At 32.8% G+C, this 12,399-nt stretch carries 9 protein-coding genes; 6 read left to right on the top strand and 3 right to left on the bottom strand.

Going from position 1 to position 12,399, the window contains the following annotated elements; genetic code table 11:
• The first annotated feature begins 696 nt into the window (after positions 1-696).
• The 6 genes from I6U51_RS03155 (at position 697) to I6U51_RS03130 (ending at position 6,583) form a co-directional block, all read left to right on the top strand.
• Complete coding sequence (locus I6U51_RS03155) at positions 697-1,620, top strand: ABC transporter permease (protein WP_211141145.1); 924 nt, start codon at positions 697-699, stop codon at positions 1,618-1,620.
• 12 nt (positions 1,621-1,632) lie between these two features.
• Positions 1,633-2,595 carry an ABC transporter permease gene (locus I6U51_RS03150; protein ID WP_211141144.1) on the top strand — a complete coding sequence of 321 codons (963 nt, stop codon included), beginning with the start codon at positions 1,633-1,635 and terminating at the stop codon, positions 2,593-2,595.
• 15 nt (positions 2,596-2,610) lie between these two features.
• The gene (locus I6U51_RS03145) at positions 2,611-3,621 is read left to right on the top strand and encodes an ABC transporter ATP-binding protein (protein WP_211141143.1); all 1,011 of its coding nucleotides are present in this window, start codon (positions 2,611-2,613) and stop codon (positions 3,619-3,621) included.
• Entirely contained in the window at positions 3,621-4,598 is a 978-nt protein-coding gene (locus I6U51_RS03140) for an ABC transporter ATP-binding protein (RefSeq protein WP_211141142.1), read from the top strand. The genes I6U51_RS03145 and I6U51_RS03140 overlap by 1 nt, the downstream gene beginning before the upstream one ends.
• 95 nt (positions 4,599-4,693) lie before the next feature.
• The gene (locus I6U51_RS03135; RefSeq protein ID WP_211141141.1) at positions 4,694-6,346 is read left to right on the top strand and encodes a peptide ABC transporter substrate-binding protein; all 1,653 of its coding nucleotides are present in this window, start codon (positions 4,694-4,696) and stop codon (positions 6,344-6,346) included.
• 51 nt (positions 6,347-6,397) lie between these two features.
• The gene (locus I6U51_RS03130) at positions 6,398-6,583 is read left to right on the top strand and encodes a hypothetical protein (RefSeq protein WP_211141140.1); all 186 of its coding nucleotides are present in this window, start codon (positions 6,398-6,400) and stop codon (positions 6,581-6,583) included.
• A 111-nt stretch (positions 6,584-6,694) separates the two neighbouring features.
• Here the strand turns inward: I6U51_RS03130 and I6U51_RS03125 are convergent, their stop codons facing one another.
• From I6U51_RS03125 to I6U51_RS03115, 3 genes are all read right to left on the bottom strand, one after another.
• Positions 6,695-8,053 (bottom strand): peptide MFS transporter, encoded by a 1,359-nt coding sequence (locus I6U51_RS03125; RefSeq protein ID WP_211141255.1) that lies wholly within the window; start codon positions 8,051-8,053, stop codon positions 6,695-6,697.
• Between the two features lie 603 nt (positions 8,054-8,656).
• A complete protein-coding gene (locus I6U51_RS03120) occupies positions 8,657-10,003 on the bottom strand; it encodes a peptide MFS transporter (RefSeq protein WP_246517050.1) in 1,347 nt (448 codons plus the stop codon).
• A 653-nt stretch (positions 10,004-10,656) separates the two neighbouring features.
• Positions 10,657-12,042, bottom strand: coding sequence for a peptide MFS transporter (locus I6U51_RS03115; protein WP_211141139.1), 1,386 nt, complete (start codon positions 12,040-12,042; stop codon positions 10,657-10,659).
• Between the last annotated feature and the right edge of the window lie 357 nt (positions 12,043-12,399).

The following is a 12,399-nucleotide window of genomic DNA, read 5'->3' as shown; positions in this document are numbered from 1 at the left end:
ATGAAACTCCTTCTCCTTTCGTCGAATGAGTAAGCGATTCACTTCAAATCAGAGATTTGAGTTCTCTGCTTAGAGGTAATAATTGTAATTTTAGATATTCTAAACTTCAGATATACCTATGAACTTATATAACTAAACAATAGTTATATTGGATCTATATCTCCTTTAATAGTCGTTCTAATATTATCATACTTTAAAACAAAATAGTATTTTTACTTATTCCTATCTTAGACTATAAACAACACAATTCGCACAATACATTAAATGTTAAATTTTTAGTATAAAAATTATAGTAATTTTTATACATTTTGTCTGTTTGTCGAAAACACTTATTAAATATTGTCACCAAATTTTCGACATTTTTATTTTAAATAAAATCTTTTTTCTAAAAAATTTATCAACAAATAATTATTTTGGCTATTTTTATCAACCATCAAATGCAGTAGTATCAATTGACACAGCTTCCACACTATGATAACATTATGTAAAACATATTGCTTTTAAAAAATTGTTCATTGATAATTGAATATTATATAATTTAGAATTTCTTTTTTCTAAATAATCCATTAAAGACGATATGTCATATTTATGCATATCTTGTTTTAAATTTCAATAAAATTCCAACAAATAATGAATAAATATTTATTTTATTATTTAAAATTTCACAACTAAATCATAAAAATTGGGGGGCAAAATATGATCAATTATATTCTAAAAAGATTATTTTACAGCGTTGTTACTATTTGGGTGGTTATCACTCTAACCTTCTTTTTAATGCACAAGATACCCGGCGGGCCTTTTGATGCAGAAAAAAAATTACCTCCTCAAGTTCAAGCAAACCTTGAAGCAAAGTTTGGGCTTAACAAACCTCTTGGGGAACAATATACAACTTATCTAAAAAATGTTGTTTTACATGGAGACTTAGGTCCTTCAATGAGATATGAAGGCAAAAGTGTAAATGATGTAATAGGCTACTCATTTCCTGCAACAGCAAAACTCGGACTGTGTTCAGTAGGCTTTGCACTTATAGTAGGACTATACATGGGAATAACTGCTGCACTTCATCAAGGAAAATGGCAGGACAACCTCTGTATGGTTATTGCTACTTTTGGTGTGACAGTTCCAAGCTTTGTTATGGCAACCTTCTTCATTTATTTTTTTGCGGTTTATTTAGGATGGTTTCCTGCAGTAGGCTTTGATGGACCAGAAAATTTAGTATTACCAGCAGTAGCTCTTGGCGGATATGCTACTGCATTTATCGCTAGACTCTCTAGATCAAGCCTTTTAGAAGTTGTAAGACAAGACTATATAAAAGTTGCTAAAGCTAAGGGATTAGCAAAGGCAAAAGTAATTTATAAACATGCCCTTAAGAATTCATTGATACCTATAATAACATACCTAGGACCTCTTCTTGCTGGTGTACTTACCGGAAGCTTTGTAATAGAAACATTGTTTGGAATACCTGGACTGGGAAGAGAATTTGTACAAAGCATAGGTAACAGAGACTATACCACTACCCTAGGAGTAACTATTTTCTACAGTACCTTATTGGTAGGATGTAATCTATTGGTAGACTTATTATATGTAACAATAGACCCAAGAATAAAACTAGAGAGTTAAGGAGGTCACAAAATGCAAGTAACTAAAAATTTAGATGAAAATTTAAACATAACAGTATCTAATTCTATACCAAAAGATATGTTTGAAAAAGTTCCTTCTGCAGATAAAAATTCTGAAGCTATAGTAAGGCCAAGTCTCACATACTGGCAAGATGTTTGGAGAAGATTAAAAGAAAACAAACTGGCTATGATAGGATTAACATTTGTTGTATTAATTACAATTATTGCAATTATAGGTCCTTTACTTTCAAAATACAACTACTACTCACAGGATCTAGATATGGCCAACCAACCTCCAAGTGCAGCCCACTGGTTTGGTACAGATAAATTCGGAAGAGACATTTTTGTTAGAATACTTTATGGAGCAAGAATATCTTTAGCAGTTGGATATGCAGCAAGTATTCTTAACATAGTTATAGGTATTTTATATGGAGGTATAGCAGGATATTTTGGTGGAAAAATAGACAACCTCATGATGAGAATAGTAGATATTCTATACTCCATCCCTATGATGATATACGTAATACTTTTAATGGTTATTTTCGGTGCTGGATTAAAAAGTATCATAATAGCCCTAGCAATAGCATATTGGTTAACTATGGCAAGAATAGTAAGAGGACAGATTATGTCTTTAAAGCAACAAGAATTTGTTCTTGCCGCTAAAACATTGGGAGCTTCTTCTATGAGAATACTTTTAAGGCATCTTATCCCTAATTGCATGGGTCCAATAATCGTAACTCTCACACTGTCAGTGCCAGAAGCTATATTTACAGAATCCTTTTTAAGCTTTATAGGCCTTGGTGTTTCCGCACCGCAAGCATCTTGGGGAACACTTGCATCAGAGGCATTAGAAGGATTTCAACTGTATCCAACACAGTTGTTTTTTCCAGCCTTAGCAATCTGTTTAACAATATTGGCATTTAACCTATTGGGTGATGGCTTGAGAGATGCTTTAGACCCTAAGATGAGAAAGTAATAGGAGGCTTTTATTATGGAGAAATTACTTGAAATTAAAAATTTACACACATCATTTTATACTCATGTCGGAGAAGTAAAAGCCGTAAGAGGAGTTTCTCTAGATTTAGATAAAGGAGAAGCTATCGGAATAGTTGGAGAGTCAGGCAGTGGTAAAAGTATTACTATGATGTCTACTATGAGACTTTTAACTGACAATGGAAAAATAACAGAAGGTCAAGTATTATTTAACGAAAAAGATTTATCTAAATTACGAGAAAAAGAAATGGAAAAAATAAGAGGAAACGAAATAGGAATGATATTTCAAGATCCTATGACTTCATTAAATCCAGTTTTCACTATAGGTGAACAATTAATGGAACCTCTTATAAAACATAAAAAGATGAGCAAAACTGATGCTTTCAACAAAGCGGTAGAAATGCTTAAATTAGTTGGAATTCCTAGTCCCGAAAAAAGAATGAAACAGTACCCACACGAATTTTCCGGCGGTATGAGACAAAGGGCTATGATTGCCATGTCTCTTGTATGTGCTCCAAAACTTTTAATAGCAGACGAGCCTACTACCGCACTAGACGTTACAATTCAAGCACAAATTCTTGAACTTATGAAAGATTTAAAATCTAAAATAGATATGTCTATAATCCTTATAACACATGACTTAGGGGTAGTAGCAGACGTATGTAATAGAATCTATGTAATGTATGGTGGAACTATTGTAGAAAGCGGAAACTCAAGAGATATATTTTATAATCCTAAACATCCTTATACCTGGGGACTTCTAAGAAGTATACCAAATCCTAAGGAGGATATAAAAGAAAGGCTAAAACCAATTGAAGGCACACCACCAGATCTTTTAAAGCCACCTGCTGGGTGTCCTTTTGCTCCAAGATGTGAATATACATTAAAAATATGTTTAACCGAAAGACCTCCGCAGTTTGAAGCCAATAAAGGTCACTGTTCTGCATGTTGGTTAAATCACCCTGATGCACCAAAGGTTGAAGCTAACATCGAAAGGGGGAATTCATAATGGAAGATAAAAAAGCACTATTAGAAGTAAAAGGATTAAAAAAGTATTTTGAAATAAGAAAAGGGCTTTTAGCTAATAAAAAAACATATGTGAAAGCTGTAGATGATGTTTCTTTTGCTATAAATAAAGGTGAAACTTTAGGCCTTGTTGGTGAATCTGGCTGCGGAAAAACAACCACAGGTAGAACTGTTATAAAACTCTATGAACCAACAGCTGGTCAAATAATTTACAATGGACAAGACATTGCTAAGTTGTCACCTAGTCAAATTCTTCCCTACAGAAGAAAAATGCAAATGATATTTCAAGACCCTTATGCTTCACTAGATGCAAGAATGACTGTAGGAGATATAATAGGCGAATCTCTTGATATACATGGATTAATGAGAGGCAAAGAAAGAGCAGAAAGAATTCACTACCTTTTGAGTAAGGTTGGATTAAATAGAGATCATGCTAGTAGATATCCTCATGAATTTTCCGGAGGACAAAGGCAAAGAATCGGAATAGCTAGAGCATTAGCTGTTGAGCCTGAATTTATAGTATGCGACGAACCAATCTCCGCTTTAGACGTATCTATACAGGCCCAAGTAGTTAATATGCTTGAGGATTTACAAGATGATTTAGGTCTTACTTATTTATTTATAGCTCACGACCTTTCAATGGTTAAACATATATCAACAAGAATAGGAGTTATGTATCTAGGAAAAATGGTAGAATTAGCTTCCAGTAATGAATTATATAAGAAACCATTACATCCATATACTCAAGCTCTTTTATCCGCTATCCCGGTTCCAGACCCTGATATGTCTGCAGCAAATAAAAGAATTATGCTTGAAGGAGAAACTCCATCCCCTATTGATCCACCACCTGGATGCAGATTTAAAGGTAGATGTAGGTATGCAAAACCAATATGTTCAGAATCAGAGCCTGAATTAAAGGATTTAGGCGGCGGTCATTGTGTAGCGTGTCACCTCTTTTAAAAATGCACATTTATTTTAACCTGTAACCAAGTGAATACAGATACTAAATTCTGTATCTATAAAATATATGAATATATTTAATAAGGAGGGCTATTATGTTAAAGAGTAAAAAATCTAAAATGCTTGCATTACTTGTTACTTTAGCAGTAGCAGGTTCAGTATTTGCAGGCTGCGGCAGTAAATCAACTTCAGGTACTGCCAGTGGAAAAAAAGTAATTAAGGTTAATATTGGGGCTGATCCAAAAACTATTGACCCAGGTTTAAACAATTCTGTGGAAGGTGCTAAAGTTATATGTAACGCCTTTGAAGGGTTAACAAACTTAGATAAAGATGATAAACCAATCCCAGGTGTAGCAGAGAAATGGGAAATCTCCAAGGATGGCTTAACCTATACATTCCATTTAAGAAAAGATGCAAAATGGTCTGATGGAAAACCTGTTACTGCAAAAGACTTTGAATATGCTTGGAAGAGAGCTGCAGATCCAAATACTGCATCTGAATATGCTTATCAAATTTATTATGTAAAGAATGCTGAAAATTATAATAAGAAGAAAGCTACTGCTGATGAGGTAGGAGTTAAGGCCACAGATGACCAAACTCTTGTAGTTACTCTTGAAGGTCCTACACTTTACTTCTTATCACTCACTGCTTTCCCTACTTATGCTCCTGTAAGAAAGGATATAGTAGAGAAAAATCCTAAGGATTGGGCTAATAAAGCTGAAACATATATATCTAACGGCCCATTTGTTATGAAAGAATATAAACCAAAAGACAGTTTGAACTTCGAAAAAAATCCTAACTACTGGAATGCTAAGGAGGTAAAGCTTGATAGAATAGAATTTAAAACTTTAGAAAATGAAAGCAGTTACTTTGCTGCATTTAAATCTGGACAATTAGATATGCTTGATAAACCACCTGCACAAGAAACTCCTAATTTATTAAAGGATGGTACTGCAGTAGCTTATCCTTATCTAGGAACATACTACTATAATCTTAATGTATCACCAAATGCAGAAAACGTTAATGCAGAAGCTGCTAAAGTATTAAAAGATGTTAGAGTAAGAAAAGCTCTTACTTACGCTATAGATAGAACTGCTTTAGTTGAAAAAGTAACAAAATCTGGTGAGAAGCCAGCTACTAGTTTTGTACCAAGTGCAGCAAGTGACTCTAACGGTGGTAAATTCAAAAATAAAGAATACTACCCAGCAACTGCCGATGTTGCCCAAGCTAAAAAACTCTTAGCTGAAGCTGGATATCCTGATGGACAGGGATTCCCTAAGTTAGAAATATTATATAACACAATGCAAGGACACCAAAATGTGGCTCAAGCTGTTCAAGATATGTGGAAGAAGAATTTAGGTATAGACGTTCAATTAAGAAACGTTGAAAGAAAAGTTCACTTAACTGAGCTAAATAAACGTAATTATCAAATTGCTAGAGATGGATGGATAGCAGATTACAACGACCCAATGACATTCATTGATCAGTTTACTACTGGCAACGAACAAAACCATCCTGGATATGCTAATGCAGAATTTGATAAATTAATTAAAGCTGCTAAAGCTGAAGCTGATGCAACAAAACGAGTAGCTTTAATGCATCAAGCAGAAGATACAATCATGAATGATATGCCATTCATACCTTTATATGAGTATACTGAAGTTGTTTGTATGAATAAAAAACTTAAAAATGTTCATGTATCACCACTTGGATTCTTCTACTTTAGAGATGCTGATTTAGAAAAATAGTAATATAAATTTTATATTTTAATACATACTATACAATGGAGGTGTTTAACTATGAAAAAAAATTCTTTAAATGATGTAACTTTATCTACACCTGCTGTAAAAGAATCTTTAGGAGAAAGTACATCAGCAGGCCTTACTAGTGATTTTGGACCTGGATATGATGGTTTAGCAGGTGATACCCCTCTCCTACCTAATTATAGTAATCCAAAAGAGCATAAAGAAATTCACTCAAGATAGAATAATCAAACATAAAAAAAGATGACTCCTGTGCAATACAGAAGTCATCTTTTTCTATTTTAGAAAATAAACCTGTTATAATCAATCTCAGATGTTTACAACTTATGTGATTTACACAGCCTCAGCTTTAGTTGGTTCTTTATCTTCAAGCAGACCTACAAGCCTCTTATCAAAGAAGAACAACAATACTGCGGATACAAACAAAATAATCGGAATAACAACATATGCCTGCATAATTGGGAATTTTGAAGCAAACTCATATAAATATCCATAGGATTTACCTGCTATGAATGAAGCTAAAATCCAAACCCCCATTAATACAGAGTAAATCTTGTTCGGTGCATATTTAGTAACAAATGAATTACCAAGTGGTGAGAATAACATTTCACCTATACTAAGTAGAATACCAAATGCCACGATCCAAATAATGTTTGCCTTAGCTGTAGCAACTCCACCTCTTGAAAGTTCTGCAAATACAAGCATCAAGAAGGATAATCCTAAAAAGCCAAGACCTAGAGCTAACTTTTTAAACAAACTTAAATCTCCTTTAGGACCCTTGGACATCTTAAACCATAATGCAGCTAAAACTGGTCCAAGAGCAATACATACTAAAGCGTTTAAAGAATCAAACCATGAAAGCGGCACTGCAAATCCACCTACATTCATATTAACAAACTGACCACCGTAATCATAAACAGCAAGATAAGTCAAATACCAGAATACCCAGAATACAACTGAGAATAAGGATACTAAAACAATAGCAAATACCTTTCTTTTTTCCACCTTTGTCAATGGTTTAACTTCTGTTTCTACTTTCTTTTCAACATGCTTACCTGCTTTGAAAGGTTTTTTACCTACTTCTCCAAGGAATTTCATACCGAACAAAAACCATAGAGCATCAATAGCACAAATAATACCACATAATTGAAATGCAGGTCTGAAACCTTGAACTCCGCCATGCGCAAAAGTAGTTGCTACAAGAATACCTACAAAGGTTGTTCCGATAAAGGAACCAATATTTACGAAAGAGTACTGAACCGAAAATGCTGAATCCAGCTGGTTCTCGTCATCAAACAAAGAACCGTTTATTGCAGAAACGTTACCTTTGAAAAGGCCTGTCCCTATAGCTACAAGGGTAACCATTAAATTCATGGTTGTCACAGTTGTTGCAGATCCACCTAGAAAATACCCTGCACCCATCAAAGCTAATCCAACTGGAATACAGTATCTAGCGCCGATGTATCTGTCGGAAATATATCCGCCAACAATAGGTGCAAGATAGGTAAAAGCAACAAGATTTGATTGAATAAGTGCAGCTTCAACTTTTGTAAGGCCCAATCCACCTGTTACCACCGTAGCAGCAACAAAAACAAAGATCAGATACTTAGCAGAATAATACGCCATTCTTTCGAGCATAAACGCGACGCAACAAACATAGAAACCAAAAGGGCGTTTGTTTTTCACTACCATTTCACTCATAATTTTTCCTCCAAACCTAATTTTTTTTAAATTTTCTTGTACACGATTTCAGACATGCCCGATCCTCATCGCTCTGGTGCTCAGCTAATTTCTCGTACACAAGTTTATGATAACTGTTTAAACACAGTTTCTCATCATTGTTAAGGGGTTTTTCTGTGGCTATGGCATCTAAATGGATCTATTGATGATTCCTAGGCTGCCAGTCTCGAAGAATTCTACAGCATAATTGCCTTATAAATCCTCCCTATTTTCAATTTACTCTATTAAGACTTACACCTTTCAGAAAACGCTTACATAAGACCTATAATTTACCATAACCCTAAATGTTGAATAATATCAAAAACACTTATATTTTAAGTATTTTTATAATTTTATGTCTTTTTTTGTTTACAACTAATTATTGCACATATATTAAAGAAAATCAAGCTACACTAAAAAATTTTTACTTATACTAAATTTATTTTTTATAATTTTATTAATATATAATAACAAAAATAAACCACTTTACCCGTATATTTAAAAGTAAGTAAAAATGCCCCACAACAGAAAGGTTTCCTATCGTGAGACATTTTCTTATTATATATATTTATTAAATTATTCAGTAAGCTCTGTAATCTTCTTATTACAAGCAAATAGTATAAGTGATCCAACAAAAAGAATACTTGGTATAGCTATAAATACTTGCATTAATCCTAATTGCCCTATAATTCCTTCTATATATCCTGATCCCTTTTGAGCTAAGAATGTAGCGAAACTCCATACCCCCATTAGTAATGCTAAATATTTAGGTGGTGCAGTTTTACTTACAACTGAATTCCCTAGTGGTGAGAAACACATTTCTCCTATAGTTTGGAATAATGTAAACATTAATATCCATAACATGCTTAAGCTAGCAGTTGTAACTCCACCTCTTACAAATTCAGCTCCTACCATTACCAAGAATCCAATACCTAGGAATATATACGCTAAAGCTATTTTTTGTGTCATAGTAAGGTCTCCATTTTTTCTTGTCTTAGAAAGCTTGAACCATATTGTAGCCATTATTGGTGATAATACTACACAAAGTAATCCATTAAAGGAAGTTGTAGTCCATGTAGCAGGCACCTTAAAGTTGCCAATATTAAATTTAGTATAACTATCAACATACAATAATAGTGATGCTTCTGATTGATTGTAGAATAACCAGAAGAATACTGAGAATAATGCTAAAATAAATATAACAAGAACCTGATTTTTTTCTCTTTTAGTTAATGGTCTATTAACATCTACTTTAACATCTGCTTTGCTGGAAGCAACAGAATATTTATTAGGTCTTTTTCCTAAATCCCCTAAATGCTTACAAGTAAATAAAAATACAATTCCTGACATTAGAGCAAATATTGCTGCTAATAAGTAACATATTCTAAATCCATGTGTAATGTACATTCCACCTAATGCAAGTGAACCAACAAATGCTCCCCCATTAACAAATGAGTAAATAATTGAATATCCCATATCCTTACGTTGATCTTCTTTTTCATATAATTCACCAACTAAGGCATTTAAGTTACCTTTAAAGAAACCTGTTCCAATAGATACTACTATAATAAGTGCGTTAATCCATGCAGCGCTGGTAGCAAAATATCCTAAAGACCAACCTGCAGCCATAAGAACTGTGCCTATCATTATACAATATCTCGGTCCTAGCCATTTATCAGCAATGATCCCTCCGAATATTGGAGCTAAGTAAGTAAATGCTCCTAGGTTTGCTGCTATAACTGTTGCCTCTGACTTGGAAATACCAAGTCCACCTTTTGCCACCGCATATGCTAGGAAAAGTACTAAAATTGGTTTACCTCCATAGTATGCAAATCTCTCAAAGGTAAAGGTTAATCCTAACCCGTAGAGAGCCTTAGGTTGCCCTTGCTTTGGCTCTAATTGCATAGCTGTTTGTCCATTCATAAAAAACCCTCCATTTCTAGATAATAAATATAGATTGAGTTAAAAACTCATATCTTCCCCCAAATACTACTATTAAACATATCCTTGTGTTAAAGTTTCTTAATTTTTATTACGACATATTGCCTCTACGCATACATTATTTTACACATTTTACTGATAAGTATATTTTTTGCTATTCTAAATCAACATTTGATATAATTTTACATTAATTTCAACTATTATTAATTATTACACAAATTTTATAGTTTTGCAAGATATTTCTTCTAAAAATTTTACCTATACTTAAATTTTTTTGTATATTTTCAGATTTATTTTATGTATACTTAAATCCATTTCTTATTTACTAATATTTTTCATATTTATTAAATCGTTTTCATATTTACTGATATTTTTATATTTATTAAATACAATTAAAAAACTTACATTTTCATGAAATCCCTTGATTATAAATATAATAGATGATTGCAGAATTGATATAATCAAAAAATGTAGCTAATCTTTGAGCTTTTAATTAAAATTCTATAAAAAAGAAAAGTCTTTTGGTGAAAGGCATGCATATTAGGTGTGTTTTTAATACCAAAAAACTGCCTCATAATAGGAATCACTCCCTATTTATGAGGCAGTTTCGTCTTATTATATATTTACTTGTTGAATTACTCAGTAAGCTCTGTAATTTTCTTATTACAAGCAAGCAGTATAACTGCACCAACAAGAAGAATACTTGGTATAAGTATAAATATTTGCATAGTTCCAAATTTTACTATAAATGTTTCTATATATCCTGATCCCTTTTGAGCTACGAATGTAGCGAAGAACCATACACCCATTAGTAATGATAAATACTTAGCAGGTGCAGTTCTACTTACTACTGATGTTCCTAGTGGTGAGAAACATAGTTCTCCTATAGTTTGCATTAATGTAAACATTAATATCCATAAGATACTTGAGTTAGCACCTTCATTTCCACCTCTTGCAAATTCAGCTCCTACCATAACTAAAAATCCTATAGCTAAGAATATATATCCTAAAGCTATCTTTTGTGTCATAGTAAAGTCTACACCTTTTCTTTTCTTAGAAATTGCTGCCCAAATTGCAGCCATTGGCGCTGCTAAGACAACACAAAGTAATCCATTAAAGGAAGTTGTAGTCCATGTAGGCGGTACTTTAAAGCCTCCTACATTAAAGTTTGTGTATTTATCTATATATAATAACAAGGAAGTTTCTGCTTGATTATAGAATAACCAGAAGAATATTGAGAATGTTGCTAAAATAAGAATGACAGCAACTTGATTTCTTTCTTTTTTAGTTAAAGGCTTGCTATGATCTACTTTTTGTACTTCTTTATTATTTGGATTAGCTAAGCAATTAGGTCTCTTTCCTGCATCACCTAAACTTCTACAAGCTATCAAAAATGCAAATAGTGAAATTAAACAGACTGCTGCTGCTAATAGATAACTTTGCCTGAATCCGTAAAGTAAAACTTCTCCAGAGGCATTTCTCTTTCCAAATAGATAAATATACGCAGTAGCCATTGTAAGAGAGCCAACGAAAGCTCCTCCATTAACAAATGAATAAGTAATTGAAAATGCCATATCCTTACGTGGATCATCCTTTTCATACAGTTCACCAACCATAGTATTTATGTTTCCTTTAAATAAACCTGTACCAATAGATACCACTATGATAAGTGCATTAATCCATGCTGCACTAGTAGCAAAATAACCCAAAGACCAACCTATACTCATAATAATTGATCCTAATATTACACAATATCTTGGTCCTAACCATTTATCTGCAATAATACCTCCAAATATTGGAGCCAGGTAAGTGAAAGCTCCTAAGTTCGCTGCTATAACTGTTGCCTCAGTTTTAGAAATACCAAGTCCTCCCACTGTTAGCGAATATGCTAGAAAATATACAATAATCGGCTTACCTCCGTAGTAAGCAAATCTTTCAAAGGTAAAGGTTAATCCTAATAAATAAAGTGCCGCAGGATGCTTTTGCTTTACCTCTACCGGAGTAGATGTTTGTCCATTCATAAAAAACCCTCCATTCTAGATAATAAATATATGACTGAGTTAATAACTCATATCATGCCCCCAAAATACTATTATTGAATACAGCTTCATATGAACTACTTTGACTTTTATTAAAACATAATTCTTCAATTATTTTTACATTTATGTATTTTTTAATATAAAATTACATTTATTACAACTAATATAAATTATTACACAAACTTCATATTTTTGCAAGATATTTTTTCAAAAATTTTATTTACACTTAAATTCTCTTGTATTAATTTTAAATTATTACACATATACTTAAATAATTTTCATACTTATGCAATTTTATGCAAGATTATCATTTTAAAATTTCATTATATTTATGAAATA

It is taken from the genome of Clostridium aciditolerans (assembly GCF_016316925.1).
In the GTDB taxonomy this organism is placed as follows: Bacteria; Bacillota; Clostridia; order Clostridiales; family Clostridiaceae; genus Clostridium_AM; species Clostridium_AM aciditolerans.
This window is presented reverse-complemented; position numbering and strand designations above follow the sequence as displayed.

Coding starts and splice junctions, on each gene's coding strand:
- I6U51_RS03155 (WP_211141145.1), top strand. CDS start 697: ATGATCAATTATATTCTAAAAAGATTATTTTACAGCGTTGTTACTATT.
- I6U51_RS03140 (WP_211141142.1), top strand. CDS start 3,621: ATGGAAGATAAAAAAGCACTATTAGAAGTAAAAGGATTAAAAAAGTAT.
- I6U51_RS03135 (WP_211141141.1), top strand. CDS start 4,694: ATGTTAAAGAGTAAAAAATCTAAAATGCTTGCATTACTTGTTACTTTA.
- I6U51_RS03120 (WP_246517050.1), bottom strand. CDS start 10,003: ATGAATGGACAAACAGCTATGCAATTAGAGCCAAAGCAAGGGCAACCT.
- I6U51_RS03145 (WP_211141143.1), top strand. CDS start 2,611: ATGGAGAAATTACTTGAAATTAAAAATTTACACACATCATTTTATACT.
- I6U51_RS03130 (WP_211141140.1), top strand. CDS start 6,398: ATGAAAAAAAATTCTTTAAATGATGTAACTTTATCTACACCTGCTGTA.
- I6U51_RS03150 (WP_211141144.1), top strand. CDS start 1,633: ATGCAAGTAACTAAAAATTTAGATGAAAATTTAAACATAACAGTATCT.
- I6U51_RS03115 (WP_211141139.1), bottom strand. CDS start 12,042: ATGAATGGACAAACATCTACTCCGGTAGAGGTAAAGCAAAAGCATCCT.
- I6U51_RS03125 (WP_211141255.1), bottom strand. CDS start 8,053: ATGGTAGTGAAAAACAAACGCCCTTTTGGTTTCTATGTTTGTTGCGTC.